The sequence below is a fragment of the Lacrimispora sinapis genome, assembly GCF_043633585.1.
GTDB lineage: Bacteria > Bacillota > Clostridia > Lachnospirales > Lachnospiraceae > Lacrimispora > Lacrimispora sinapis.
Genome location: NZ_CP141832.1, coordinates 566,773 through 591,488, shown reverse-complemented (window position 1 = coordinate 591,488; position 24,716 = coordinate 566,773). Strand labels below are relative to the sequence as shown.

Below are 24,716 nucleotides of genomic sequence, written 5' to 3'. Positions count from 1 at the left end.
TCATTGCCAGCCGCATGATTATTTTACATCTACCTCCTGGTAGATCTGGTTTGCAAATGCATCCGCATCGTTGGTTTTAAGATATCCGATATTCTTCATCTCCGTAACAAAATATTTAACATCATCAGCCACGTGGGAACCGCCGGACTCATGTTCCTTTAATGTGGGATACTCATAGCTTGCAACAAGTTCCTCCGCCAGTTCTTTATCATCAATTGCCGAGTATTTTTTATCAGAGATGATTGAAACAGCTTCCTTGGGGTTTTCTGCGATCCAGTTCTGGGCTTTTCTATAAGCGCCTAAAAGAGCAGCAATCTTTTCCGGTTCGGAATCAAGAACCTTGGAGGATGCGTAAAGAAAACAGCAATATTTTCCCGCAAAAGCAGGATCCGTAGACAAATCAAACACCACCCGGAAGTCTCCACTTTTTTCAGCAATGGAGCCAAGAGGGTCCCAAAGTGCAGCAATGTCCACCTCACCGTTTTTTGCAGCCTCTAATTCCAGATTTCCGTCGGAATAGGGCAGGAAGGTCACATCTCCATCCTGAGGTTTTGCTGATATTCCCGCCTTCTCCAGCCACAGGCTGGCAACTTGATGAGGAGTTCCCCCAACTTCATCAATCGCAATTTTCTTTCCTTTAAAATCCTCTACCGTGTGAATGGGTGAATTTTGGGGAACGACAAATTTGATGCAGCCATTGTGCAACCCATCCACCACTTTTACCTTGACCCCTTCCTCAATGGAAGGAAAGAACTGAAAATCTCCGTTTACGATTGGAATGGTGCCGTTATTCAGTCCGATCTTACGTGTTTCACTGTCTGCGGATATTAAATTGACGTCAAAACCTGCCTCCGCAAAAAACCCTTTTTCATAAGCGATGTAGATGGGCGCTCCGCAAAGAGCACCGTCTTTCCCCGGAATGTCAATCTTTCCATACTTAAATTGGGTGGTGCCCTCCGGTGCATTGGAAGCACTCTTCGTGCCACATGCGGTGACCCCCATCGCTGCAGCCAAAAATAGAGCTAAAATACCTACATTTTTCCTTCTGATCCTCATACTGAATTTCCTCCTTCTTTTCCCTCCCGGGAATAATCAAATGCTCATCTGTAACAGCAGCAAAAGACTCTTTAGATTCCAAACTGTTCCCATCTTCAAAAAATTCAAAAGTTGTACACACCTCTTTTTTCCCTTAACCAAAAACACAAAAGGCAGCCCGGATAATTCTGATCCGGACTGCCTCTATCGCATTCGCAAGAAAAAGATTGAATTTATCCGTCAGAAATTATAAATTTAACCACAGCAAAACAAGGCATACAGCAACACTGAATGCCCATCACAAAATAAGTAGCGTTGTAATCTGTTAATGCACTGTTTCCCATCGTTAAATCTCCCTTCTGCTTTAATTCCTTTTACATACTATATTTATATGTATTATATGAGTCATTATTCCTCCTGTCAATTCTAAATAAAACAATTCACGGTTTTTCGTGTTTATTTACAAACTATTAATTGGTAAACGGGTCTATCATTAGATATTATAATATAAACCCATATGTTTTATATGTTATTAAATGCTTAAAATAAGTTCCTAAAGAACCATTTTCTCTGTTCCGTCATATAAAAATGTTCCCAATTTTTAAATCACGAGGCATTTCAAACAAAAAACTCCCGCCCTGATGTTTCCAAAAGGACGAGAGTTGTTCCCGTGTTATTACCTAAGTTCATAGACAGCTCATACTGTCTGCCTCATGGGCTACAGCCTTAGCAATCCCCTTGCACTTGATACGTTGTGCGTTCCGCCGCAGACTGCACCTTTTCCAGTTTTGAAGCACAGATTTCCTAATAGGCCCCAAACTGATATCCTCCGGCCATTATTTTATAATGGTAACCGTCCCTTCTTTTCTGGGAGCAGCCTTCGGAGCTTCCTTGCTGTTAAATCCCAAAGCTGCAGTCCCGGATAATTCATAATCTTCCGGAATCCCTAACTCAGTCAGAATACTTCTCACCTTAGGATCATTGCCCGTAAACGCTAAAACGTGAATCCAGCATGAGCCGATATTAAGAGAATGAGCCGCCAGGAACATATTTTGAAGGGCTGCCGCACAATCCGAAACCCCTGTCTGTGAGTTTTTTTCGTAAGCCGTAAGGATAATGGAAGGAGCACCATAAAAAGGATTAAAAGCAGGATTACTTCCCATCTTTTTAAATTGCTCAATCTCTGATTTCTGTAATGCTTCTTTAATCGCTAAAATTAGTTTATCCATAATTTCTTTGTTCTGCACCGCTGTAAAATGCCAGTTCTGTCTTCCCATTCCACTGGGTGCAAATTTAGCTGCTTCCAAAATTGCATTTAAATCTTCATCGGAGATCTGCTTTTCCTGATAGGTTCTTATACTTCTTCTTGTCAAAATATTTTGGATTACTTCATTCATTCTTTTTCTCCTTATCAACTAACATTTTAAATTGAAATGCTCTCTAAATCCAGAAATACCCTTTTCATAAATCTATCTTATCATTTTTTACAAAAACAGTAGTTCCCATTCAGTCATACATACGATTATACCACCATTTTCCATTGTGTCCAATTATATTTTTATAAACTTAATTTACAAATAGTTAAATTTTGATATAAAAGATATATTTCACGTTTCTGAATGGCGCCTATGTTTCTATAAAACAGAAATGATTTTTTTTAATCCCTTTTATACTACTGGCACCGCATTATTCTCCGTACCATTCTCCTCTTCATAGGCATCCTCCATCTTCACAGAATTTTCCATCTGATCCGGAATGAATTTTACACGAATGACTGCCTGCTGCCAGTTGATTGAAACCTGACTATGCATCTCTTTCTCCTTGGAAGCCTCCTCGATGACAGCCAGTAATTCTTCTATAACCGTTTTCGTAAGATAACCTCCCCTCCAATGAAAGGTCAGGATCTTTCCTTTTTTGACCGCCTGTTTGCAGCGTTTCTCCACATCCTCCTTCTTGGTAAAAGAAAGTTTTTTCTCTTTATAGTAAAAACGATTCTCCTCGCTGCATGCCGGAACTTTATAGATCAAAGGCTGGTGATCCTTAAAAATACTCTTATCACCCAGGTTAAAATAATCATACCTCACTTCTTTTTTCCCTAGGGTATTATCAAAAGTAGCATCTAAATGATACCACACTCCATCAATCCGAATTACATTCCAGGCATGACGATATTTGATGTTTTTCTCCGGATTGTTTTCGGAAATAACTACGATACAGGGAATCGACAGCTGGTCACACAGTATCTTTACCGCTTTGGCGATTCCTTCGCAGACCCCCACTCCCTGTCCTAATGGTCCTATTATCTCATGGGAGTACTGCTTTTTCAGTTTATCATAAGTTACGTTTTCGCATATAAAATCATGAATATACTGCTCCTTTTCCAAGTCGCTTTTATCCTTTACCACCCGCGCAAGCTTCTCCACCCTGGTCTTCATTGCCAGCTGATGCTCTTTGATTTTATTCTTTTCAAACAAATATTCCGGCTTAACCTTTAATAATGTGGAATCCTCGTAAAAAGAATAACGAAATGTGGAAGCATAAAATATCTCCGGACAATCCAATCGTATCTTATGAAAAATGTCACTCAGCTCTGCCCCCTCAACTCTTGGAACATCGAAACTTTGTGACAGTGACTCCAGACCGCTCTTAACGACCTGGTAAATTTTTTGCTGCTGCTTATTCATCTGACTATAATAATATGGTTCCATTTTCCCTCTTCTGCCATTTCTTCTTTTTCGTAATACAAAAACCTCCCGGACGAATACCAATTGCATCGTCTTGGGAGGTTCTGATCGCCGTATGGCATATATTTTGTTGGTAATGTTCTCGTAAGAGAAAGATTATCTCTTGCTGAACTGTGGTGCACGACGAGCTGCCTTTAAGCCGTACTTCTTTCTTTCTTTCATTCTTGGATCTCTTGTTAAGAAACCTGCCTTCTTAAGAATTGGACGATAGTCTGCATCTGCCTGAAGTAACGCTCTTGAGATACCGTGTCTGATTGCACCAGCCTGTCCGGTAAATCCACCACCGTGAACATTTACTAAAATGTCGAACTTATCAACTGTCTCTGTAGCAACAAGCGGCTGACGAACAACAACCTTTAATACTTCAAGACCTAAGTACTGGTCAATATCTCTCTTATTAATTGTGATTTTACCTGTACCTGGTACTAAATATACTCTAGCGATAGATTTTTTTCTTCTACCTGTTCCATAAAATTTTGAATTAGCCATGATAACTTCCTCCTTTCAGCGCCTCTGATTAAAATTTAAACTCTAAAACTTCTGGTTTCTGAGCAGCATGATCATGCTCTGCACCTGCAAATACATGAAGTTTTGTAATCATGCTTCTGCCTAAAGGTCCCTTAGGAAGCATACCCTTAACTGCTAATTCAATGACTCTCTCAGGTTTCTTAGCCATCATTTCTCTTAATGTTGTTTCTTTCATACCACCAACATATTCAGAGTGATTGTAGTAGATCTTCTGATCTAACTTCTTACCTGTTACGGAAATCTTATCTGCATTTACAACGATTACATAATCACCGCAATCCATATGTGGTGTGTAGATCGGTTTATTCTTACCTCTAATTACTTTAGCTACTTCTGATGCCAAACGTCCTAATGTATATCCTGTAGCGTCAACTACGTACCATTTTCTCTCAATTGTTGCTGGACTAGCCATAAAAGTCTTCATTGGACAACCTCCTGTAAATTCTGGTGTTATTAATCATAACTCGATTATGAAAACATGTTTTCATAATTAAATGAACAGTGCCGAAACTGAGCACCTTTCAATTAGAAGTTAAAATACAACTTCTAAAATAAGTTGTATTGCAAAATGCTCATTCCGGGGCATGGTTGAACATTTTCGTCTAACGTCACAGTTATACATTATATTACATTGAGCCTGATGTGTCAACCTTTTTTCCCTATAAAATCAAGGTTTTCCTGCTTATTTTTGCGTGACGAGCCAAAGTCCGTTTTCATCATCATTTTTGAAAACATAAAACCCATAGGGCTGTCCCACAATGATTCTTCCGGCTCCTTCTTCATCTCTTACAAAAACCTTCTCTGCACCATTTCTGACCGCCTGATGGACCACCCGGATCAAAAGCCGCTCAAAGTCTTCCTGGGTGCACCGGTGTATGGTAAGCCAGGCGCTCCCCTCGGAAACGATCTTATCCTGGCAAAGGGTGTAGCTCCAATTCTTATTCTCTCCATGAATCTCTTTTTCAAGTTCCTTCTCATAATCCAGGCGGATTAAGGTAAGTCCTCTGGCAGCCGCTTTTGGTCCCGCCGCATTCCGGTCTCTGGCATCAAGTATTTCTTCCACATGGGACGGCGGATAAACTCCCATTCCCACCTTCATAAGCGTGCCGGCTATGATCCGCACCATGTTGTATAAGAAGCCGCTTCCCTTCACACGAATCGTAATCAAATCCCCGGTCTTTTCAATGTCCAGGCTATAAATGGTCCTTACGGTCTCTTCCGCCTGTCCTCTGGCCGTACAGAAGCTTTTAAAATCATGCTCTCCCACCAGATAGGCACCGCCCTCCCGCATCTTCTCCACATCAAGAGGAAAGTAACAGAAATGGCTGTAAAGGCGCAGGGTTGGAATTTCGATTTTCCGGTTCAATATTTTATATTCATATGTTTTTACACAGTTTTGTTTTCTCGGATGATAATCCGGTGCCACCTCTTCCGAATGAAGGATTCGGATGTCCTCCGGCAGTCTCTGGTTGAGGGCAAAACAGATTTTATCTGCCGGCATTCTGTTTTCTGTATCAAATACCGCCACATTGCCCTCCGAATGAACACCGGAATCAGTCCTGCTGGCGCCGGTCACAGTGATAGGCTCCTTCAGTAGATCCGTAAGGGTCTTATTAAGTACCTCTTCAATGGTAATTCCGTTTTTCTGGATCTGCCATCCGCAGTAATTGGTGCCGTCATAGGCCACGATCATCTTTACCCGTTTCATATCTCCTCCTTTTTGGGGAATTTTATCCCAACACCCGAAGTCCTGCGATACCCCCAATATACAGAAAATAAACCAGATAGGTGATTCTGTCCCGGCTCCTGTAGCGGAGCGGTTTCATTTTTGTTCTTCCTTCCCCGCCTCTATAACATCTGGCCTCCATTGCCATGGCAAGATCCGTGGCGCGCCGGAAGGCAGAAATAAAGAGGGGTACCAAAAGCGGAATCATATTTTTTGCTTTTTGAATCAAGTTTCCTGTTTCAAAATCCGCGCCCCTTGCCATCTGTGCTTTCATGATCTTATCTGTTTCTTCCACAAGAATGGGAATAAAACGCAGGGCAATGGACATCATCATGGATACCTCATGAACCGGAACTCCCACCCGGTTTAAAACCTTCAGGCTTTTCTCCAGTCCATCAGTCAGCTGATTGGGAGTGGTGGTCAGCGTCATAATGGAAGACCCCACCACCAGGTAAATAAGGCGGACTCCCATAAATGCCGCTATCTCGATTCCTTCTTTTGTCACCTTAATGAATCCCAGACGGAAAATCTCTTCCCCTGGCGTCAGGAACAAGTTAAAGCTGACGCTGATCAGCAAAAGAAATACGATTGCTTTTAAACCACGGACCATAAAAGAAAAAGGAACATGGCTTAACCGGATTGCCGTAACCAAAAACAGGGTTGCGAGCAAATACGCCCAGATGTTATTTACAACAAAAAGGGATATGATAAAAACCATAGTCCCGAACAGTTTTGTCCTTGGGTCCAGTCTGTGAAGAAGGGAATCCACGGGATAATACTGTCCCAATGTAATGTCTTTAAACATAGTATCTCCTGCCTATTTTCCAAGAAGCCTTAAAATCTCGTCTCTGGCTTCCTCAATGGTTGTAATATTGCTGTCAATGGGAACACCCTGTTCTTTCAGAGTGTGGACCACATAGGTGATCTGAGGAGCGGCGAGGCCGATGGCTTCCAATTCCTTATAACGCTTAAATACTTCCTTTGGCGTATCATCAAACACCTTCTCCCCATGATTCATGACCAATATCCGGTCTACATAGCGGGCAATGTCCTCCATGCTGTGAGACACCAGAATGATGGTCATATTCTTCTCCCTGTGAAGCCGCTCAATCTGGTCCAGAATTTCATCCCTTCCCTTGGGATCCAGACCGGCCGTCGGTTCATCAAGAATAAGGACCTCCGGTCTCATTGCCAGAACTCCGGCGATGGCAACTCTGCGCTTTTGCCCCCCGGACAGTTCAAAAGGAGACCGTTTATAATAGCTTTCATCCAGTCCCACCATGGTTAAAGCCTCTTTTGCCCGGCTTTCAACTTCTTCCTTTGAAAGCTTCTGGTTTTTCGGACCGAAACAGACATCCGTAAAAACATCAATTTCAAATAGCTGATGCTCTGGATACTGGAATACAAGACCTACGTGATTTCTCAAAGACCGCATGTCATACCCATTGTCATAAATGTTCTTTCCATTATAATAGATGGCACCATCGGTTGCCCGGATCAATCCGTTTAAATGCTGGATCAAAGTAGATTTTCCAGAACCGGTATGACCAATGAGCCCGATAAATTCTCCATCCTTTATTTCAAGGTTTATGTCCTTTAAAGCATGCTGTTCAAAGGCAGTGCCATACCCGTAAATATAACTTAAATGCTCCACTTTAATTCCCATGGCTCCCTCCATTCTCCGGAGTCATCTTTAACGGAAAATGCCCGGCAAACTTTGGCAGAAGGTTTTCCATTAATTCTTCCAGTGTCAATATTCCATCCGGCAGATCCACACCGCTCTTTTGAAGCTCATAGGCAAGCTCCGTCACCTGGGGAACATCAAGACGGTAAGATTTAAGTTCCTCAACTCTTGAAAAAATTTCCTTTGGTGTTCCGTCCATGACCACCTTTCCTTCGTCCATGACGATCACCCGGTCCGCATCCGTAACCTCTTCCATATAGTGGGTGATCAAAAGAACGGTAATGCCTTCTTTTTTATTTAATTCCCGGACGGTTTTCACCACTTCCTTCCGCCCGTTGGGGTCTAACATCGCCGTCGGCTCATCTAAGACAATGCACTGAGGGCGCATGGCCATGACTCCGGCAATGGCGACTCTCTGTTTTTGTCCGCCGGACAGCTTATTCGGTGACTTTAACCGGTAAGGTGCCATCCCCACCGCGTTTAAGCTCTCTTCTACCCGTTTCCAAATCTCCTCCGTAGGAACGCCCATATTTTCAGGGCCAAAGCCTACGTCTTCTTCCACAATATTGCCGATGATCTGGTTGTCCGGATTTTGGAATACCATTCCGGTCCTTTTACGCACTTCCCACAGATTCTCTTCCTGAGAGGTATCAAGCCCCTGAATCCATACGGTTCCTTCGGTCGGCAGTAAGATGGCATTTAACTGCTTTGCAAAGGTAGACTTTCCCGAACCGTTATGCCCCAGTATTGCAACAAACTGCCCGGCTTCGATATCCAAACTGACATTGTCAATGGCACGTTTCATTTCTTCTATATTTTCTTCTTCATCTCTTCTGATATAATCAAAGATCAGCTTAGACGCTTTTATTATTCCCATAGCAGGCCTTTCTGTGATAAAATTATACACTCGTATGCCACATAATTTTAGATGAATAATGTCGATCAGTCAAGCATCGACACAAATCTTTTTATATTTTAAAATATGCTTGACATGAATTGTACGAAATTAAAAAATGTATTTGTCCTTAGTTTCAGAAATATGGAACAGATATATGTGCTCATCCATTGAATTTAAAAAAGATTCCACCTCTTTTCTCTTTTCTTCCGCTAACATTCCCCTTCTTTTATATAAAAAAGGGATGTTCCTTCAAACACAAGAAAGAACATCCTCATTCATAGATTCTTATATCAATACGACAGCTTCGCATAAAAGCTTTTTTATTTTTTTATCCAAAGGCCGGAACTGTCAACCTGATAAACACCGCTTATTGTTGTATCGGCAGCCATACTTCCATCCGTGTAAAGATAATACCATTTTCCAGGCTGGGGCTGAATCCAGCCAACCGCCATATCTCCGTCAGGATTTAAGTAGTACCATTTTCCATTGAGCTGCTGCCATCCGGTCTTCATAGCGGCGTCTGAGCCGAAGTAATACCACTTTTCCCCCAGATACTGCCAGCCAGTTGCTGCAAAGCCTTCATTATTAAAATAGTACCATTTTCCACTGATCATCTTCCAGCTGTTGGTGACATAGCTGCCATCTTCTGCCCGGTATTTTTTCCCTTCCTTATATTCCGCCCATGATCCTTCGGTATCTCCCAGGACCTGAACCACAGAATCATCAGAAGTAACCGGATCGCCTTCCTTTAAATAATCCTCTTCGGAAGAGTCCTTTAGAATTGCTTTTACCGTGTAATAATATTTTTGTCCGTTTTCCATGTATTGCAGAAGATCTACACTGTTGGAAGAAGTCGTCAGGCTCTTTACCCAGATACCGCCCTCTTTATAAAGTACAATTTGGTATCTGTGTGCAAAGGGAACTTTTTTCCAGGAAGCCTTTGTTTTTGATGCATCACTCCAGCCGGCTTTTTCCGGCCCTGCCAGCTTCGCTACGGGTATATAGGAAACCTTGATGACAGACTCTCCGTCCTTCGCTTTTGCAGAAATCAACGTACCGCCATACACCGTACAATCCGATCTTGTAAAGGTACCTGGTACGGTTATGGTAGCAGTTACTTTCTTGCCAGGCTCCCAGTCATCGGGGTCCTTACTCCATTCCGGTGTATTCTCTGAGAAATTGACTGTCACTTGGGGAACCTGGATTTCTTCTGTCCAGCTCCTTTTGCTTCCATGGTCCAGACGGATTTTCAATCCCGCAGCTGCACTGGCCGTCATTCCTGTTCCCAGAAGCATGACCGTACCCAGAAGCACCAGCCATGCCGCCTTTCCCCGTATCCATTTCATCTGCATCTACATCCTTTCCCGTTATTATTTATGCCAAACACCGTTGGCATCTACCGGAAATCCTCCAATCGTGGTATTCACCGCCTTGGAGCCTTCTCCTGGATAGAAATAATACCAGTTACCGTCTATCTCTTTCCAACCTTCCTGCATTGCCCCGTTGGAGTTGGTGTAGTACCATTTGTTGTTGTAGTTGATCCATCCGGATACCATTGCACCTTCCACTCCATTTGAGGCGGACGGGTTCATATAATACCAGACGTTATTAGATTTTATCCAGCCGGTCAACATGGCACCGTCATTATTTAAATAATACCATAAACCATTCTTCTGCTGCCAGCCGGTCAGCATGGCACCGCTGGTATCGAATAAATACCATCTTCCATTGATTTTTGCCCAGTTATTCTTCTGGTAGGAACCATCCGGGTAACGGTAATACCATGTATTCCCTGATTTGATCCAACCCACATCCTCGCTGGATATCACAGAACCATTGCCGGACTCCTGTCCGCGGCCATCGGATACCTTTTCCTCCGGCAGATACATTTCCCCGGATTCCGTCCAGTCACTCTTCTTTCCGTATTTTTCTTCGGTGTCTGTATAAGGAACGGTGCGGACCTTAAAGCTGTAGGTTCCTGCCTTTGTCATATACGGATAGAAATTATAGGAAGTTGCTTTTAACTTTTCTACTTTCTTTACAACGGTGCTGCCTCTGTATAAGTACACGTCATAGGCTCCGGAACTATCGTCTACGGAACTCCATCTTGCATTGCCGTAGCCAGAATCTCTCCAGTCAGCATCCTCCGGTGATTCATACGTTCCCTTAATCGGCTTAAAGGTAAATGTAACATATAACGTATCACTGCCGGAGCGGTTGGAAGATACATAAGTTCCTCCTTTGATGGTAACGTTGCTGGACTGATAGCCCCCCTTAAATGCATAGGTATCAGAATCTGAAGCCCTCAGAGTCACCTTCATCTTCGGCTCATAACCAACCTTCATCTTTTTGTTGTCAGAAGTTATCCATTCCAAATCAGATACTTCGTATCTATCATTATTGGTATAAACGTAATTTCCATTGCCTTCCTTCGTCTTAAAAGAAGTTTCAGACGGCAAAGTGTCTCCCAACTCAATCTCTTCCATCCCCACATAGAGAGTTACGGACGATATGGTTTTCGCTGGGGCGGCTGATGCTTCAAATGGAACACTGACTCCCAACAAGGCTATCAGAGATACAAAAGCCATCAGTCTTTTAAAATGCTTCATATAAATTCCTCCCGTTCCTATATTAACGAATCTGGCAAAATAGCCATATTATTCTATATTTAACATTATAGCCCGGAAAGCATTTGTCCGTCAACTTACGATATTCTTTCTTTATTCTTGCGGTTCTTTGCCAGGAACAGGATCTCAATAAAAAAACCCGATAGGGGATTATCTCCACCATCGGGTTTTTATTGCTTTACTTATACAAGCTCAAGAAGAACTGCCATAGCTCCGTCACCCTTACGCTGACCGATCTTAACGATACGTGTGTAACCACCGTTGCGGGAAACATACTTTGGTGCAATCTCTTCAAACAGCTGCTTTGGTAAATCAACAGATTTTGTATTTTTCTTTCTGCCTGCAGCTTGGGTCGGAACCTCAGTTACATCATAAAGAACCTTTAACATCTGTCTTCTTGCATGGAGTCTGGAAGGAAGATCTTTTTTGATTTCTTTCTCAACTTCATCGTATACGGTAACTTTCTTGCCGTTTACAACTTCTTTGACTCTCTTGCCTTCTTTATCTTTACGTGCAACCTTTGCTGTAACCTTAACAGTCTCGAAGTTATCCTTCTCTTTTACTGCTAAAGCGATCAGACCTTCCGCAACTTTGCGGATTTCTTTTGCTCTTGCTTCTGTTGTCACGATTTTGCCATTGTGTAATAATGCAGTTACCTGGCTTCTGATTAATGCTTTTCTTTGACTGGAAGTTCTTCCCAGCTTTCTATATCCTGCCATCTTAATATTCCTCCATTTGTGGAACACGGATACATGCTTCTTCGGTCTTACTGTATCAGTGCTTATTCTCCATAAATCAGCTGTATCAAACGGACCAATTATGCGTTGGTATCGTCGCTTGGATTAAGCTGTAAGCCCAGCTCTTTTAACTTGGCCAACACTTCTTCTAATGACTTACGGCCAAGATTACGAACCTTCATCATATCCTCGGAAGTGCGGTTGCACAATTCTTCAACGGTATTGATTCCAGCTCTCTTAAGACAATTGTATGAACGGACAGAAAGCTCCAGTTCATCAATGTTCATCTCAAGTACTTTCTCCTTTTCATTGTCTTCTTTCTCCACCATGACTTCAGCAGTCTTAGCGTTCTCAGATAAATCAATGAACAGGTTTAAATGCTCACTCAGAACTTTAGCTGCAAGGCTTACTGCCTCATCTGGCGCCAAAGTACCATTTGTGTATACATCTAATGTCAACTTATCATAATCAGTGACCTGACCTACTCGTGTGTTTTGTACCGTCATGTTGACGCGTTCTACTGGTGTATAGATGGAATCAACGGCAATAACTCCGATTGGTAAATCTTCACTTTTATTCTTGTCTGCACTCACGTAGCCGCGGCCCTTGGTAATCGTAAGTTCCATATAGAACTTGCTGTCTGTACCGCCACTAAGGGTAGCGATTACCTGTTCCGGGTTCATGATCTCAATATCAGGATCCGCCTGGATATCGGCAGCCGTCACAACACCTTCGCCTTCAAACTCGATGTAAGCAACTTTTGCTTCGTTGGTATCGCTATTATTCTTAATAGATAAGCTCTTGATGTTCATAATGATCTCAGTCACATCTTCTTTAACGCCTGGGATGGAACTGAACTCATGCAAAACGCCGTCGATTTTTACCTGACTAACTGCAGCGCCCGGTAGGGAAGAAAGCATGATTCTTCTTAAGGAATTACCTAAAGTCGTGCCATAACCTCTTTCAAGCGGTTCAACTACAAACTTGCCATATTTTTTATCTTCTGAGATCTCAGCAATCTCAATGTTTGGTTTTTCAAAATCGAACACTAATAGCCCCTCCTTTTGGGTATTTTGTATCGAGGGTCTTATACTCAAACCTTGCCCGGAAGTATAAAAACCCCCGGGCGAAAGCCGGCTTTAATCAACAGACTTTCAATTATTTGGAGTACAACTCGACGATAAGCATTTCATTCACTGGAACATCAATCTCGTCTCTTGTTGGTAACTCTTTAACAGTACCACGTAAATTCTCATGGTCAACGTCAAGCCATGCAGGAACCATACGTCCTGCAGTGGTTTCCTGAACACTTTTGAATCTTGCATTGGTTTTGCATTTTTCTTTTACTTCGATCACATCGCCAGCCTTTACTAAGAAGGAAGGAATGTTTACGCATTTACCATTTACAAGGATGCTCTTATGGTCAACCATCTGTCTGGTCTCTCTTCTTGTTCTTCCGAATCCCATACGGAATACTACATTGTCAAGTCTTCTTTCAAGAAGAATCATAAGGTTTTCACCAACCATACCATTCATTCTCTCAGCCTTAGCATAGTAGTTACGGAAAGGTTTTTCAAGAACTCCATAGATGAATTTCGCTTTCTGCTTTTCTCTCAGCTGAATGCCGTACTCACTCATCTTTCTGTTTGCTCTTTTTAATTCTCTTTTTGATTTTTTATCTATTCCTAAATAGATCGGATCAAGACCAAGGGATCTACATCTTTTAAGAACAGGAACTCTATCAACTGCCACTGTAATTACCTCCTAATTAGACTCTTCTGCGTTTTGGTGGACGACAACCGTTATGTGGAACCGGTGTTACATCCTTAATGCTGGTTACTTCTAAACCGCATGCCTGAAGTGCACGAATAGCTGCTTCACGGCCTGAACCAGGACCTTTAACCATAACGTCTACTGATTTTAAACCATGTACAAGAGCTGCCTTAGTAGCAGTTTCTGCCGCCATCTGAGCTGCATATGGAGTAGATTTCCTTGAACCTCTAAATCCCAGACCACCAGCACTTGCCCAGGATAATGCATTACCCTGTGTATCCGTTAATGTCACAATTGTGTTATTAAAAGATGACTGGATATGTGCTTGTCCGCGTTCAACGTTTTTCTTTACGCGCTTTTTTGTCACTTTTTTAGTAGTGGACACTTTTTTAGCCATTTTAAACTAACCTACTTTCTTTTTACTTGCTCCGCCCTGCTCTATGGATCCTGAGAGCCGGCGCAGGGTACGAATATCTGAATCCTGTTATTCCTGTTTTTAAAACATGTAACGTGATTCGCTGTTAATTTTAACAAAAATGTTCTTTTCCCTTCCGGTCAAAGAACGGCTTTGCCCGATAAAGCGGGGCACACCGTCACACTCAATCCGTGAGATATCCCACTAAGTGTTCAATGCTTATTTCTTCTTGTTTGCTACGGTCTTTCTTGGGCCTTTACGGGTTCTTGCATTGGTCTTTGTCTTCTGACCACGAACCGGAAGGCTCTTTCTATGACGAATTCCGCGGTAGCAGCCAATTTCCTGAAGTCTCTTGATATTCATAGCGATTTCTCTACGTAAATCACCTTCAACAGTCTGAGACGCAGTAATTACTTCTGCAAGTCTTTTAACTTCGTCATCGGTTAAGTCCTTAACACGAGTGTCAGGATTAACGCCAGCTTCTGTAAGAATGCGGCTAGCACTTGTTCTACCGATACCGTAGATATAAGTTAAGCCGATCTCAACACGTTTTTCTCTTGGTAAATCAACACCTGAAATACGAGCCATGTGTGTAGTACACCTCCATTAATTTTTTTAACCTTGTCTCTGCTTATGCTTAGGATTTTCACAGATTACTCTGATACTGCCTTTTCTCTTGATGATTTTGCACTTTTCGCAAATCGGTTTGACTGATGATCTAACCTTCACAGCAATTCTCCTTTCCGTTATGCGCCCTTTCACATTGAGCACCCGGCGTCTGCTTTCAGACACCTGTGTGCGAAGCACTCCCCGGCACCTGGTAAGCCTCTCTCGAGCCTGGCAACGGCGGAGCCTCCTTTTGCAAAGAGCCTTCTGAGTATACCCGCAGTGTGTTTTATTTTAAAACCAGTGCTGCCCTTTAGACATAATACACCCAGTATTTCAACAAAGTCGCTACAGCATTATACCACTAATCGTCTTAAAATGCAAGCGCTTTTTCCTATATATTTATTAACCCTTTAGCCTGGTGTGTCATGGACATAAAGGGGAGGCGTATATGAAAAAAACGCCTTATTTATCTCTCCAGATGATTCTTCCTTTGCTTAAATCATAAGGGGACATTTCAATCGTCACCTTATCTCCGGGTAAAATACGAATGTAGTTCATGCGAAGTTTGCCGCTGATGTGGGCTAATACCTGATGACCATTCTCCAGTTCGACCTGAAACATGGCATTGGGGAGTTTCTCCACAACGGTTCCTTCAATTTCAATAACATCTGCTTTTGACATAAAGCTTACCTCCTAACAACCTGTTCTTCTCTTTTGAAACATCGGATGAAATATTTGATCTCTTCATCGGTGACTTTATTGTTTTCCCGGCTTTTAAATTCCAGGGAATGTTTCTCCCATACAAGGGGTTTTACATGCTTTTTCTTTTTTTTCTTCGGACATTCCATACGCCGGTATTTTCCGTCCACCAGATATATATATTCGCCTTCTTCACGCAATATGAAGAAATAACTGCCTTTATCATGTCCTGCCGTTGATTCTGCCAGTGATCCAGCTTCTAATCCCATGGGCACTTCCTTATATATCCCTGGAAACCAGACTTAAAATCTCCGGCTCGCCTTCTGTGATCAGAATGGTATTTTCATAATGGGCAGACAGCTTTTCGTCTTCGGTCACGACCGTCCAGTCGTCATCGAGCCACACCACATCAGGGGTTCCTTCATTGATCATGGGTTCGATGGCAAGCGTCATGCCCGGCCTCAGCTTGATTCCCCGCCTTTTCTGGGCAAAATTCGGCACCTCAGGTTCCTCATGGAGGTGAGAACCGATTCCATGTCCCACAAGGTCACGGACAACTCCGTAGCCGAACGATTCTGCATATTTCTGGATCGCAGCAGATATATCACCTAGATGATTGCCAGATTTTGCAAATTTAATCCCTTCAAAGAAACTTTGTCTTGTCACTTCTATCAGTTGCCCCGCCGAAGGAGTGATTTCTCCGATCCCATAAGTTCTTGCCGCATCCGAATGATATCCTTTATAAATGACGCCGGCATCCAGGCTCACAATATCACCTTCCATTAAAATACGTTTTTTACTGGGTATCCCGTGTACCACTTCATCATTGACTGAAACACAGATGGAAGCAGGGTATCCGTTGTAATTTAAAAAGGAGGGCATGCAGCCGTAGCTCCTTATGATCTCTTCTCCCAGATGGTCAATATCCCAGGTTGTCATTCCGGGTTTCAAGGCTTTGGAAAGTTCTTCATGGGTAATGCTCAGAATTCTTCCTGCCTCTCTCATAAGTTCTATCTCTCTTGCAGATTTAATCGTCACTGACATAAACTATGCTCCTAAAATAGAAACGATATCTGAGAACACTTTGTTTAATTCCTGTGTTCCGTCAACATTCACCAGCACGCCTTCTTTTTCGTAATACTCAATCAGAGGCTGTGTCTGGTCGTGATATACGGACAGACGCTTCTTAACCGTCTCCGGTTTGTCATCATCTCTTAATACAAGCTCTGCACCACACACATCACATACGCCTGGAACCTTGCTTGGGTTGTAGACGATATGATATGTAGCTCCGCAGGAAATGCATGCACGGCGGCCTGACATCCTGTTAATGATATTTTCGTCAGGTACGTCAACATTTATTGCAAAGTCAATCTTTTGTCCCATCTCAGAGATGGCCTTTGTAAGGCTTTCTGCCTGGGGAATGGTTCTTGGAAATCCGTCCAGCACATATCCGTCGCTGCAATCTTCCTTCTGAATACGGTCTATAAGCATCCCTATAGTGAGTTCATCCGGAACAAGTGCCCCTTGATCCATATATCCCTTTGCTTTTTTTCCCAATTCTGTTCCTTCCTTAATATTGGAACGGAAAATATCTCCGGTAGAGATATGCGGAATCTGATATTTTTCAGAAATCTTTTTCGCCTGTGTGCCCTTTCCGGCACCAGGGGCACCCAACATGATGATTTTCATCAACAGTCCCTCCTTGGAAACATAAGGTTAAATAGCACAAATCCCAAGGAAAACACGCATGACATGTTTCCCTTGGTTTGTCCTTTAATCAGTCAAAAATCCTTTATAATTACGTACAAGCATCTGGGATTCGATCGCCTTCAACGTCTCAAGTACAACACTGACAATAATGATAAGTGATGTACCCCCGAAGGATAAATGGCTTACGTTAAATAAACCTGAGACCATAATCGGGATAATACAAATAATCGTCAAACCGCATGCACCTAAAAATACGATATAGTTTAAAATAGAATTAAGATAATCGCTGGTAGGCTTTCCTGGGCGGATACCCGGAATAAAGCCGCCTGACTTTTTCATGTTGTTCGCTACTTCCAGCGGATTGAATGTGATGGAAGTATAAAAATATGCAAATACGATGATAAGAGCCACGTAAACGATCATACCTAAAGAATAAACCGGCCGGTCTACTCGAAACCAGCTGGAGGAATTCAGTGCTGTTAAGATGTGGCCTCCCACACTGTTGTAATCAATCCGGTCACCAAGGAACTGGCTGATTACCACCGGGAAGGACATGATCGAGGAAGCAAAGATAACCGGAATAACACCGGCTGTATTCACCTTCAACGGAATGTTGGTCGCTTGTCCGCCAACCATCTTCCGCCCCTGCATCTTCTTGGAATACTGCACTGGAATTCTTCTCTCGCCGCCCTGAAGGACAACGACAAACACTACAATTGCTACAATTATGGCAAAAATGATAATGGCCGCTATTGCTGCTACGGCAACCGATTTTCCAGTGATAAATCTGGTATACAGGGTTGACGCATCGGAGGGGAAACTGGAAATGATGTTAAATAAAAGGACGATGGAAATACCATTTCCCACACCATTCTCTGTGATCCGTTCACCGATCCACATAAGGAGCGCACTACCAGCTGTCATAGTCGCAACTGCAATGACAACACTTAAAGCATTAAAATCTCTTAACAGTCCCTGACCGCCGAATCCGATTGCCATTGCAATGGACTCGATCAGAGCCAGACCAACTGTTACGTAACGGGTGTATTCTGCTATCTTCTTTCTTCCATCCTCACCATCTCTTTGCATCTCCTCAAGTTTAGGGATTGCAATGGTCAAAAGCTGCATGATAATGGAAGATGTGATGTAAGGGGTAATGCTCAGAGCGAACACAGACATGTTGGTAAATGAACTACCTGTCATTGCGTTAAAAAAACCGAACGCATCGTTGTTCTGCTGAGCAAATAAATCTTTAAAAAAGCTTGTTTCAACTCCTGGAATCGGCAACTGAGAACCGATTCTGGTAACCACCAGCATCAAAAACGTAAAGATGAGTTTCTTCCTTACGTCCTTGATCTTGAATGCATTACGGAGTGTTTTTAACATATTAGATCACCTCGCAGGTTCCACCTAAAGCCTCGATTTTGGTTTTTGCGCCTTCGCTGAAAGCATCTACCTTTACTGTAAGCTTTTTGGTTAATTCTCCATTTCCAAGGATCTTAACGCCATCACGCGGATTCTTAACGATACCGCTCTCTAATAAAGTTTCAACTGTAACAACTGTACCGTTTTCAAAACCTTCCAAAGCGCTTACATTAATGCCGACAATTGTCTTAGAATTTCTGTTTGTAAAGCCTCTTTTAGGAATACGTCTGTATAAAGGCATCTGTCCGCCTTCAAAACCTGGTCTGGTAGCACCAGAACGGGCTTTCTGTCCTTTGTGACCTTTACCTGCCGTCTTACCGTTTCCTGAACCATGGCCACGGCCTCTTCTGAAGTTATCGCTGTGTTTGGAACCTAACGCAGGCTGTAAATTTGATAAATCCATCGCTTGCACCTCCTTACTTTATTTTCTTAGATCTCTTCTACTTTTACTAAATGACGCACGCTGGCGATCATACCTCTAACTGCACCATTATCCGGCATTTCAACTGTTTTGTGAAGCTTCTTTAAACCTAATGCTAAAACAGTTGCTTTGTGCTTTGGAATTGCACCGATCGGGGATTTCACCAATGTGATTTTTAATTTATCTGCCATCTTCTTATCCTCCTTAGCCTAAAATCTCTTCAACAGATTTACCGCGGAGTCTTGCAACTTCCTCAGGAGTCTTTAACTCAGTTAAACCTTTGATTGTAGCTAAAACAACATTGGTTTTGTTGTTTGAGCCAAGGGACTTTGTACGGATATTCTTGATACCTGCAAGCTCTACGACTGCACGGGCAGGACCTCCTGCAATAACACCGGTACCTTCGGAAGCTCTCTTAAGAAGTACAGAAGCACTTCCAAACTTTCCAGTCAGGTCATGAGGAATACTTTTATTCTCATCGATCGGGATATTTACCATATTTTTAACAGCAGCCTCTTTCCCTTTACGGATTGCTTCTGGAACTTCACCAGCTTTGCCAAGACCTGCACCTACGCGGCCATTGCCATCGCCTACGACTACTAAAGCAGAGAATCTCATGGTACGTCCACCTTTAACGGTTTTAGATACACGTTTGATAGCAACTACTCTATCGTTTAACTCTACCTGATTTGCATCAACTATTGTACGTTTCACGCTGTCATTCTCCTCTCTACTTAGAATTCCAGACCAGCTTCTCTTGCTGCGTCTGCTAATGCCTGAATTTTACCCTGATATATAAAACCGCCTCTGTCAAAGACAACTTCCTTGATACCTTTTTCAATGGCTCTCTTTGCAACTACGGAACCTACATATGCTGCAGCATCAACGTCGTTAGTTTTCTTTAATTCTGCCTTTACATCTTTTTCTACTGTAGAAGCAGCAACTAAAGTTTTACCAACTGTATCGTCAATAATTTGAGCATACATATGATTATTGCTTCTAAACACAGCTAAACGCGGTCTTTCTGCAGTGCCTGCAAAACGGTTACGTAATCTGTTGTGCTTTTTAACGCGAATTTCGCTTCTTGACTGTTTGCTAACCATCTTTACACTCTCCTTAATTATTTCTTACCAGTCTTACCAACTTTACGTCTGATCACTTCGTCAGCATACTTGATTCCCTTGCCCTTGTAAGGTTCAGGTCTTCTCTTATCTCTGATTTCAGCAGCGTACTGGCCAACTTTTTCTTTATCGATACCTTTAATGAAGATGATGTTCTGACCTTCCATTGTAGCTTCAATGCCTTCTGGATCGATCATTTCAACTGGATGAGAGTATCCAAGAGACAGGATCAGTTTGTTGCCCTGCTTCTGAGCTCTGTAACCAACACCGTTGATTTCCAGCTTCTTCTCATAACCATTTGTAACACCAATGATCATGTTGTTGATTAAAGTTCTTGTCAGACCGTGTAAAGATTTCATTTTCTTTAAATCGTTTGGTCTGGTAACGATGATATGACCATCTTCTTCTTTGATCGTCATCTCTGTGGGTAATACTCTCTCAAGAGTTCCCTTAGGACCTTTTACAGTCACTTTATTATTTTCTGCAATTGCAACAGTTACGCCTGCTGGAATCGCGATAGGCATTCTTCCGATACGTGACATGCCGTCTACCTCCTTAAATTCTCGGAAGGAACGTTTCGTTCCCTCTGTTTTCAGATGCTGCAGTAATTACCAAATGAATGCTAAAACTTCTCCGCCTACACCCAAGTTACGTGCTTCTTTGTCTGTAATCACGCCCTGGTTTGTAGAAATGATTGCAGTTCCTAAACCGCCAAGTACTTTCGGTAACTCCTCTTTGTTTGCATATACACGTAAACCTGGTTTGGAGATTCTCTTAATACCTGTGATGATTTTTTCATTTTTATCTTTACCGTATTTTAAGGTGATTCTGATTGACTGGAATGCACCGTCTTCTACGATATCATATTTTTTAACGTATCCCTCTTTCACAAGGATATCAGCAATAGCTAATTTCATCTTGGATGAAGGTACATCTACCGTATCATGTTTTGCAGTATTTGCATTACGGATTCTCGTAAGCATATCTGCGATTGGATCGCTCATTGTCATTTTGAAATTGCCTCCTTCCTTATTTTACCAGCTTGCCTTTTTAACGCCTGGGATCTGACCTTTGTATGCTAATTCACGGAAGCAAATTCTGCAGATTCCGTATTTTCTTAAATAAGCATGTGGACGACCGCAGATTCTGCAGCGATTATATTCTCTTGAGGAGAATTTTGCAGGTTTCTGCTGTTTGATCTTCATTGAAGTCTTAGCCATGGATTATTCCTCCTACTATTTTGCAAATGGCATATTGAATAATGTCAAAAGTTCACGGGCTTCTTCGTCTGTCTTAGCGGTAGTGACGAAAATAATGTCCATACCTCTTACCTTGTCAACTTTATCGTACTCAATTTCAGGGAAAATAAGCTGTTCCTTGATACCAAGTGCATAGTTACCTCTGCCATCAAATGCATTGGCATTTACGCCTCTAAAGTCACGTACACGAGGGAGTGCAAGGTTGATCAGACGATCTGCAAATTCATACATTCTCTCGCCGCGTAATGTCACTTTACATCCGATTGGCATACCTTCTCTGAGTTTGAAGTTAGCAATTGACTTCTTAGCCTTTGTTAAGACTGCCTTCTGACCGGAGATGATCTCTAAGTCTCTGACTGCAGAGTCTAAAACCTTGGCATTGTCCTTAGCTTCACCAATACCCATATTGATGACAATCTTATCCAACTTCGGTACTTCCATAACGTTTTTATATCCAAACTTCTTGATCATAGCTTCTACGATCTCTGTCTGGTAAATATCTTTTAATCTAGCCAATTTTTATTCCTCCTCTCCGAATTAGTCAATTACTTTTCCGGTTGCTTTTGCAACACGAACTTTTTTACCGTCTTTAACGTCAAAGCCTACTCTTGTAGCTTTTCCGTCAACCACGAGCATTACATTGGAGATATCAAGTGAAGCTTCTTTCTGTACGATACCGCCCTGTGGGTTTCCTGCGCCGGGTTTTACATGCTTAGTCATCATGTTCACGCCTTCCACTACCACTCTGTTGTTCTTCGTATCAACATGAAGAACCTTGCCCTGCTTATCTTTATCTTTTCCTGCAATAACCTTTACAAGGTCATCTCTTTTAATTTTATGCACAGTCCGACACCTCCTTATAATACTTCCGGAGCTAAGGAAACAATTTTCATGAACTGTTTCTCTCTTAACTCTCTGGCAACCGGTCCAAAGATACGAGTTCCTTTTGGAGTCCTGTCATCTTTGATTATTACGGCAGCGTTCTCATCGAACTTGATATAGGAACCGTCTTTACGGCGTGCGCCTTTTACAGTACGTACAACAACGGCCTTAACAACGTCGCCTTTCTTTACAACACCGCCAGGTGTTGCATCTTTAACGCTGGCAACGATAACATCACCAATACTAGCATATCTTCTTGTAGATCCACCCATAACACGGATGCAAAGCAGTTCTTTTGCACCAGTATTATCAGCAACCCTTAATCTGGTTTCCTGCTGAATCATGCCTGTTACTCCTTCCTAGAAATAAATTATTTCGCTTTCTCGATAATCTCCACAAGTCTCCATCTCTTGTCTTTGGACAGAGGTCTTGTTTCCATAACTTTAACGGTATCGCCCATGTTGCAAGCATTGTTCTCATCATGAGCTTTTAATTTATACGTTCTTTTTACGATCTTGCCGTATAAAGGATGTTCTACATGGTCTTCAATAGCAACTACGATAGTCTTATCCATCTTGTCGCTTACAACCTTACCAGTACGGGTTTTTCTAAGATTTCTTTCCACGTTAGGTATTCTCCTTTCGAGTTTATGGCCTTTCCGGCCCTATCTATAAGTTTACACGCACTCGTGTGTGTCATGCTTTTATAAAGTCACAACTTAAGCTAATTTAGCCTTCTCAGTTATAACAGTCTGAATTCTGGCAATGTTCTTGCGAACTTCTTTGATTCTGCTTGTATTGTCAAGCTGATTCGTCGCATTCTGGAATCTTAAGTTGAAAAGTTCTTTCTTTGCAGCTACTAATTCTGTATTGAGTTCAGCAACTGTTTTTCCTTTTAATTCTTCAACATACTTATTAGTTTTCACTGTCATTCACCGCCTTCTAAATCTGCTTTAGCAGCAATCTTACACTTGCAGGGTAACTTATGCATAGCAAGACGTAAAGCTTCACGTGCTGTTTCTTCAGGTACTCCAGCGATTTCGAATAATACACGGCCTGGCTTTACTACTGCTACCCAGTATTCCAGACTGCCCTTACCGGAACCCATTCGGGTCTCTGCTGGCTTTGCTGTTACAGGTTTATCCGGGAAGATCTTGATCCAGACTTTACCGCCACGCTTGATATAACGAGTCATAGCAACACGGGCAGCCTCGATCTGGTTGGATCTGATCCAGCATGGTTCCATAGAAACCAAACCGAACTCACCATTGCTGATCTTATTGCCTCTTAAAGCTTTACCAGCCATGTTTCCACGGAACTGTTTACGACGCTTAACTCTTTTAGGCATTAACATTATTTATCGCTCCCTTCCTTGTTTCCTTTAGTTGGAAGTACTTCACCGTTGTAGATCCAAACCTTAACGCCGATCTTACCGAAGGTTGTATCTGCTTCAGCGAAACCATAGTCAATATCTGCTCTCAGTGTCTGTAACGGGATTGTGCCTTCGCTGTAGAACTCTGTACGAGCCATATCAGCTCCGCCAAGACGGCCTGCAACTGCAGCCTTGATGCCTTTAATGCCAGCCTTCATGGAACGTCCCATGGTAGACTTCATCGCACGACGGAAGGATACACGGTTCTCTAACTGCTGTGCAATAGATTCAGCTACTAACTGTGCATCTTTATCTGGTCTTTTGATCTCTTTGATATCAACAAATAACTTTTTATCTGTGAGCTTCTGAACTTCAACCTTTAACTTCTCGATTTCAGAACCGCCCTTACCGATTACAACACCAGGTTTTGCAGTGTGAATAATAACTTTCACACGGTCTGATGCTCTTTCAATTTCAATATTTGAAATGCCAGCGCTGTATAATCTCTTTTTCAGGAATTTTCTGATCGCATAATCTTCTACTAAGTTGTCTGCGAAATCAGCTTCAGCATACCATTTTGAGTCCCAGTCTTTAATAACACCGACTCTTAAGCCGTGTGGATTAACTTTCTGTCCCATTCTTTGCCTCCTTATCTTTCATTAAGCACGATCGTGATGTGGCTCATTCTCTTTTCGATTCTATAAGCGCGGCCCTGTGCTCTTGGTTTTACTCTCTTCATTGTCGGTCCCTTGTTTGCGTAACATTCTTCTACGTAAAGCTTTGCCGGGTCCATACCGTTGTTATTCTCAGCGTTCGCGATTGCTGATTTTAATAACTTCTCTATTAAAGAAGAAGCATATCTGGGATTGTAAAGTACAATACCAAGTGCTGTCTGAACGTCTTTGCCTCTGATGGCATCTAATACGAAGCATGCTTTCTGAACAGAAACCCTAGCATAGGATAACTTTGCTGATGGTCTTGTGTCCTTCTGAGCATTTCTTTCTCTCTTAATCTGGCTTCTATGTCCCTTAGCCATGGTGAATCCTCCT

The 24,716-nt window shown here is 42.3% G+C and carries 37 protein-coding genes; all 37 read right to left on the bottom strand.

The features are described from left to right. Positions 1-18: 18 nt before the first annotated feature. A complete protein-coding gene (locus VIG27_RS02690) occupies positions 19-1,056 on the bottom strand; it encodes an ABC transporter substrate-binding protein (RefSeq protein WP_394524996.1) in 1,038 nt (345 codons plus the stop codon). A gap of 815 nt (positions 1,057-1,871) precedes the next feature. Further along, positions 1,872-2,432 (bottom strand): nitroreductase family protein, encoded by a 561-nt coding sequence (locus VIG27_RS02685; RefSeq protein WP_394524994.1) that lies wholly within the window; start codon positions 2,430-2,432, stop codon positions 1,872-1,874. A gap of 270 nt (positions 2,433-2,702) precedes the next feature. Beyond that, positions 2,703-3,743 (bottom strand): transglutaminase domain-containing protein, encoded by a 1,041-nt coding sequence (locus VIG27_RS02680; RefSeq protein ID WP_394524992.1) that lies wholly within the window; start codon positions 3,741-3,743, stop codon positions 2,703-2,705. Positions 3,744-3,875: 132 nt separating this feature from the next. After that, a complete protein-coding gene (rpsI, locus tag VIG27_RS02675) occupies positions 3,876-4,268 on the bottom strand; it encodes a 30S ribosomal protein S9 (RefSeq protein ID WP_394524991.1) in 393 nt (130 codons plus the stop codon). A 28-nt stretch (positions 4,269-4,296) separates the two neighbouring features. Then, positions 4,297-4,731 (bottom strand): 50S ribosomal protein L13, encoded by a 435-nt coding sequence (gene rplM, locus VIG27_RS02670; RefSeq protein ID WP_394524990.1) that lies wholly within the window; start codon positions 4,729-4,731, stop codon positions 4,297-4,299. Between the two features lie 258 nt (positions 4,732-4,989). Beyond that, a complete protein-coding gene (truA, locus tag VIG27_RS02665) occupies positions 4,990-6,015 on the bottom strand; it encodes a tRNA pseudouridine(38-40) synthase TruA (RefSeq protein WP_394524989.1) in 1,026 nt (341 codons plus the stop codon). Positions 6,016-6,037: 22 nt separating this feature from the next. Further along, on the bottom strand, positions 6,038-6,838 hold the full coding sequence (locus tag VIG27_RS02660) for an energy-coupling factor transporter transmembrane component T family protein (protein ID WP_394524987.1): 801 nt from the start codon (positions 6,836-6,838) through the stop codon (positions 6,038-6,040). 12 nt (positions 6,839-6,850) lie between these two features. Then, on the bottom strand, positions 6,851-7,699 hold the full coding sequence (locus tag VIG27_RS02655; RefSeq protein WP_394524985.1) for an energy-coupling factor transporter ATPase: 849 nt from the start codon (positions 7,697-7,699) through the stop codon (positions 6,851-6,853). Beyond that, positions 7,689-8,594, bottom strand: a complete 906-nt coding sequence (locus VIG27_RS02650) for an energy-coupling factor transporter ATPase (protein ID WP_394524983.1) — start codon at positions 8,592-8,594, stop codon at positions 7,689-7,691. The genes VIG27_RS02655 and VIG27_RS02650 overlap by 11 nt, the downstream gene beginning before the upstream one ends. A gap of 341 nt (positions 8,595-8,935) precedes the next feature. Beyond that, a complete protein-coding gene (locus VIG27_RS02645) occupies positions 8,936-9,961 on the bottom strand; it encodes an N-acetylmuramoyl-L-alanine amidase family protein (protein WP_394524981.1) in 1,026 nt (341 codons plus the stop codon). Between the two features lie 24 nt (positions 9,962-9,985). Then, positions 9,986-11,224, bottom strand: coding sequence for an N-acetylmuramoyl-L-alanine amidase family protein (locus tag VIG27_RS02640; protein ID WP_394524979.1), 1,239 nt, complete (start codon positions 11,222-11,224; stop codon positions 9,986-9,988). 200 nt (positions 11,225-11,424) lie between these two features. Beyond that, positions 11,425-11,961 carry a bL17 family ribosomal protein gene (locus VIG27_RS02635; RefSeq protein WP_394524977.1) on the bottom strand — a complete coding sequence of 179 codons (537 nt, stop codon included), beginning with the start codon at positions 11,959-11,961 and terminating at the stop codon, positions 11,425-11,427. Positions 11,962-12,059: 98 nt separating this feature from the next. After that, complete coding sequence (locus tag VIG27_RS02630) at positions 12,060-13,028, bottom strand: DNA-directed RNA polymerase subunit alpha (RefSeq protein ID WP_394524975.1); 969 nt, start codon at positions 13,026-13,028, stop codon at positions 12,060-12,062. A 109-nt stretch (positions 13,029-13,137) separates the two neighbouring features. Next, positions 13,138-13,731 carry a 30S ribosomal protein S4 gene (rpsD, locus tag VIG27_RS02625; RefSeq protein ID WP_394524973.1) on the bottom strand — a complete coding sequence of 198 codons (594 nt, stop codon included), beginning with the start codon at positions 13,729-13,731 and terminating at the stop codon, positions 13,138-13,140. Between the two features lie 16 nt (positions 13,732-13,747). Beyond that, positions 13,748-14,149, bottom strand: a complete 402-nt coding sequence (rpsK, locus tag VIG27_RS02620) for a 30S ribosomal protein S11 (protein ID WP_006771855.1) — start codon at positions 14,147-14,149, stop codon at positions 13,748-13,750. A gap of 237 nt (positions 14,150-14,386) precedes the next feature. After that, on the bottom strand, positions 14,387-14,755 hold the full coding sequence (gene rpsM, locus VIG27_RS02615) for a 30S ribosomal protein S13 (RefSeq protein WP_394524972.1): 369 nt from the start codon (positions 14,753-14,755) through the stop codon (positions 14,387-14,389). Positions 14,756-14,782: 27 nt separating this feature from the next. Beyond that, the gene (gene rpmJ / locus VIG27_RS02610; RefSeq protein WP_003497809.1) at positions 14,783-14,896 is read right to left on the bottom strand and encodes a 50S ribosomal protein L36; all 114 of its coding nucleotides are present in this window, start codon (positions 14,894-14,896) and stop codon (positions 14,783-14,785) included. Positions 14,897-15,238: 342 nt separating this feature from the next. Further along, on the bottom strand, positions 15,239-15,457 hold the full coding sequence (infA, locus tag VIG27_RS02605) for a translation initiation factor IF-1 (RefSeq protein ID WP_013274317.1): 219 nt from the start codon (positions 15,455-15,457) through the stop codon (positions 15,239-15,241). 5 nt (positions 15,458-15,462) lie between these two features. Continuing rightward, a complete protein-coding gene (locus VIG27_RS02600; protein ID WP_394524970.1) occupies positions 15,463-15,744 on the bottom strand; it encodes a KOW domain-containing RNA-binding protein in 282 nt (93 codons plus the stop codon). A gap of 10 nt (positions 15,745-15,754) precedes the next feature. Continuing rightward, the gene (gene map / locus VIG27_RS02595; RefSeq protein WP_394524969.1) at positions 15,755-16,519 is read right to left on the bottom strand and encodes a type I methionyl aminopeptidase; all 765 of its coding nucleotides are present in this window, start codon (positions 16,517-16,519) and stop codon (positions 15,755-15,757) included. A gap of 3 nt (positions 16,520-16,522) precedes the next feature. Beyond that, on the bottom strand, positions 16,523-17,167 hold the full coding sequence (locus VIG27_RS02590; RefSeq protein WP_394524968.1) for an adenylate kinase: 645 nt from the start codon (positions 17,165-17,167) through the stop codon (positions 16,523-16,525). 84 nt (positions 17,168-17,251) lie between these two features. Continuing rightward, on the bottom strand, positions 17,252-18,574 hold the full coding sequence (secY, locus tag VIG27_RS02585) for a preprotein translocase subunit SecY (protein WP_394524967.1): 1,323 nt from the start codon (positions 18,572-18,574) through the stop codon (positions 17,252-17,254). A 1-nt stretch (position 18,575) separates the two neighbouring features. Continuing rightward, positions 18,576-19,016, bottom strand: coding sequence for a 50S ribosomal protein L15 (rplO, locus tag VIG27_RS02580; RefSeq protein ID WP_394524966.1), 441 nt, complete (start codon positions 19,014-19,016; stop codon positions 18,576-18,578). A 26-nt stretch (positions 19,017-19,042) separates the two neighbouring features. Then, positions 19,043-19,225: a 50S ribosomal protein L30 gene (gene rpmD, locus VIG27_RS02575; protein WP_104439444.1), complete on the bottom strand. Its 183-nt coding sequence runs from the start codon at positions 19,223-19,225 to the stop codon at positions 19,043-19,045. A 13-nt stretch (positions 19,226-19,238) separates the two neighbouring features. Then, positions 19,239-19,748, bottom strand: a complete 510-nt coding sequence (rpsE, locus tag VIG27_RS02570) for a 30S ribosomal protein S5 (RefSeq protein WP_394524964.1) — start codon at positions 19,746-19,748, stop codon at positions 19,239-19,241. Positions 19,749-19,768: 20 nt separating this feature from the next. Then, positions 19,769-20,137, bottom strand: coding sequence for a 50S ribosomal protein L18 (rplR, locus tag VIG27_RS02565; protein WP_394524963.1), 369 nt, complete (start codon positions 20,135-20,137; stop codon positions 19,769-19,771). 17 nt (positions 20,138-20,154) lie between these two features. Further along, entirely contained in the window at positions 20,155-20,697 is a 543-nt protein-coding gene (gene rplF / locus VIG27_RS02560; RefSeq protein WP_394524962.1) for a 50S ribosomal protein L6, read from the bottom strand. Between the two features lie 66 nt (positions 20,698-20,763). Further along, positions 20,764-21,165, bottom strand: coding sequence for a 30S ribosomal protein S8 (rpsH, locus tag VIG27_RS02555; protein WP_394524961.1), 402 nt, complete (start codon positions 21,163-21,165; stop codon positions 20,764-20,766). A 24-nt stretch (positions 21,166-21,189) separates the two neighbouring features. Continuing rightward, positions 21,190-21,375 carry a type Z 30S ribosomal protein S14 gene (locus tag VIG27_RS02550; protein ID WP_077609795.1) on the bottom strand — a complete coding sequence of 62 codons (186 nt, stop codon included), beginning with the start codon at positions 21,373-21,375 and terminating at the stop codon, positions 21,190-21,192. A gap of 15 nt (positions 21,376-21,390) precedes the next feature. Continuing rightward, positions 21,391-21,930, bottom strand: a complete 540-nt coding sequence (gene rplE, locus VIG27_RS02545; RefSeq protein ID WP_394524960.1) for a 50S ribosomal protein L5 — start codon at positions 21,928-21,930, stop codon at positions 21,391-21,393. Positions 21,931-21,951: 21 nt separating this feature from the next. Continuing rightward, on the bottom strand, positions 21,952-22,257 hold the full coding sequence (gene rplX, locus VIG27_RS02540) for a 50S ribosomal protein L24 (protein ID WP_394524958.1): 306 nt from the start codon (positions 22,255-22,257) through the stop codon (positions 21,952-21,954). 14 nt (positions 22,258-22,271) lie between these two features. Continuing rightward, complete coding sequence (gene rplN, locus VIG27_RS02535; RefSeq protein WP_394524956.1) at positions 22,272-22,640, bottom strand: 50S ribosomal protein L14; 369 nt, start codon at positions 22,638-22,640, stop codon at positions 22,272-22,274. A gap of 26 nt (positions 22,641-22,666) precedes the next feature. Then, positions 22,667-22,921 carry a 30S ribosomal protein S17 gene (rpsQ, locus tag VIG27_RS02530; protein ID WP_394524955.1) on the bottom strand — a complete coding sequence of 85 codons (255 nt, stop codon included), beginning with the start codon at positions 22,919-22,921 and terminating at the stop codon, positions 22,667-22,669. Positions 22,922-23,014: 93 nt separating this feature from the next. Next, positions 23,015-23,221 (bottom strand): 50S ribosomal protein L29, encoded by a 207-nt coding sequence (gene rpmC / locus VIG27_RS02525; protein WP_394527371.1) that lies wholly within the window; start codon positions 23,219-23,221, stop codon positions 23,015-23,017. Between the two features lie 2 nt (positions 23,222-23,223). Continuing rightward, positions 23,224-23,649, bottom strand: a complete 426-nt coding sequence (gene rplP / locus VIG27_RS02520; protein ID WP_394524954.1) for a 50S ribosomal protein L16 — start codon at positions 23,647-23,649, stop codon at positions 23,224-23,226. Then, entirely contained in the window at positions 23,649-24,305 is a 657-nt protein-coding gene (gene rpsC / locus VIG27_RS02515) for a 30S ribosomal protein S3 (protein WP_394524952.1), read from the bottom strand. The genes rplP and rpsC overlap by 1 nt, the downstream gene beginning before the upstream one ends. A gap of 11 nt (positions 24,306-24,316) precedes the next feature. After that, positions 24,317-24,703: a 50S ribosomal protein L22 gene (gene rplV, locus VIG27_RS02510; RefSeq protein ID WP_394524951.1), complete on the bottom strand. Its 387-nt coding sequence runs from the start codon at positions 24,701-24,703 to the stop codon at positions 24,317-24,319. Positions 24,704-24,716 lie beyond the last annotated feature (13 nt).

Coding starts and splice junctions, on each gene's coding strand:
- VIG27_RS02590 (WP_394524968.1), bottom strand. CDS start 17,167: ATGAAAATCATCATGTTGGGTGCCCCTGGTGCCGGAAAGGGCACACAG.
- rplM (WP_394524990.1), bottom strand. CDS start 4,731: ATGAAGACTTTTATGGCTAGTCCAGCAACAATTGAGAGAAAATGGTAC.
- VIG27_RS02680 (WP_394524992.1), bottom strand. CDS start 3,743: ATGGAACCATATTATTATAGTCAGATGAATAAGCAGCAGCAAAAAATT.
- VIG27_RS02600 (WP_394524970.1), bottom strand. CDS start 15,744: ATGGGATTAGAAGCTGGATCACTGGCAGAATCAACGGCAGGACATGAT.
- rplR (WP_394524963.1), bottom strand. CDS start 20,137: ATGGTTAGCAAACAGTCAAGAAGCGAAATTCGCGTTAAAAAGCACAAC.
- rplO (WP_394524966.1), bottom strand. CDS start 19,016: ATGGATTTATCAAATTTACAGCCTGCGTTAGGTTCCAAACACAGCGAT.
- VIG27_RS02685 (WP_394524994.1), bottom strand. CDS start 2,432: ATGAATGAAGTAATCCAAAATATTTTGACAAGAAGAAGTATAAGAACC.
- rpmD (WP_104439444.1), bottom strand. CDS start 19,225: ATGGCAGATAAATTAAAAATCACATTGGTGAAATCCCCGATCGGTGCA.
- rpsM (WP_394524972.1), bottom strand. CDS start 14,755: ATGGCTCGTATTTCAGGTGTTGATTTACCAAGAGAAAAACGTGTTGAG.
- rplV (WP_394524951.1), bottom strand. CDS start 24,703: ATGGCTAAGGGACATAGAAGCCAGATTAAGAGAGAAAGAAATGCTCAG.
- VIG27_RS02650 (WP_394524983.1), bottom strand. CDS start 8,594: ATGGGAATAATAAAAGCGTCTAAGCTGATCTTTGATTATATCAGAAGA.
- VIG27_RS02645 (WP_394524981.1), bottom strand. CDS start 9,961: ATGAAATGGATACGGGGAAAGGCGGCATGGCTGGTGCTTCTGGGTACG.
- rpsH (WP_394524961.1), bottom strand. CDS start 21,165: ATGACAATGAGCGATCCAATCGCAGATATGCTTACGAGAATCCGTAAT.
- secY (WP_394524967.1), bottom strand. CDS start 18,574: ATGTTAAAAACACTCCGTAATGCATTCAAGATCAAGGACGTAAGGAAG.
- VIG27_RS02655 (WP_394524985.1), bottom strand. CDS start 7,699: ATGGGAATTAAAGTGGAGCATTTAAGTTATATTTACGGGTATGGCACT.
- VIG27_RS02635 (WP_394524977.1), bottom strand. CDS start 11,961: ATGGCAGGATATAGAAAGCTGGGAAGAACTTCCAGTCAAAGAAAAGCA.
- rplN (WP_394524956.1), bottom strand. CDS start 22,640: ATGATTCAGCAGGAAACCAGATTAAGGGTTGCTGATAATACTGGTGCA.
- map (WP_394524969.1), bottom strand. CDS start 16,519: ATGTCAGTGACGATTAAATCTGCAAGAGAGATAGAACTTATGAGAGAG.
- VIG27_RS02640 (WP_394524979.1), bottom strand. CDS start 11,224: ATGAAGCATTTTAAAAGACTGATGGCTTTTGTATCTCTGATAGCCTTG.
- VIG27_RS02550 (WP_077609795.1), bottom strand. CDS start 21,375: ATGGCTAAGACTTCAATGAAGATCAAACAGCAGAAACCTGCAAAATTC.
- rpsK (WP_006771855.1), bottom strand. CDS start 14,149: ATGGCTAAAAAAGTGTCCACTACTAAAAAAGTGACAAAAAAGCGCGTA.
- truA (WP_394524989.1), bottom strand. CDS start 6,015: ATGAAACGGGTAAAGATGATCGTGGCCTATGACGGCACCAATTACTGC.
- VIG27_RS02660 (WP_394524987.1), bottom strand. CDS start 6,838: ATGTTTAAAGACATTACATTGGGACAGTATTATCCCGTGGATTCCCTT.
- infA (WP_013274317.1), bottom strand. CDS start 15,457: ATGTCAAAAGCAGATGTTATTGAAATTGAAGGAACCGTTGTGGAGAAA.
- rpsI (WP_394524991.1), bottom strand. CDS start 4,268: ATGGCTAATTCAAAATTTTATGGAACAGGTAGAAGAAAAAAATCTATC.
- rplF (WP_394524962.1), bottom strand. CDS start 20,697: ATGTCACGTATCGGAAGAATGCCTATCGCGATTCCAGCAGGCGTAACT.
- VIG27_RS02690 (WP_394524996.1), bottom strand. CDS start 1,056: ATGAGGATCAGAAGGAAAAATGTAGGTATTTTAGCTCTATTTTTGGCT.
- rpsC (WP_394524952.1), bottom strand. CDS start 24,305: ATGGGACAGAAAGTTAATCCACACGGCTTAAGAGTCGGTGTTATTAAA.
- rplP (WP_394524954.1), bottom strand. CDS start 23,649: ATGTTAATGCCTAAAAGAGTTAAGCGTCGTAAACAGTTCCGTGGAAAC.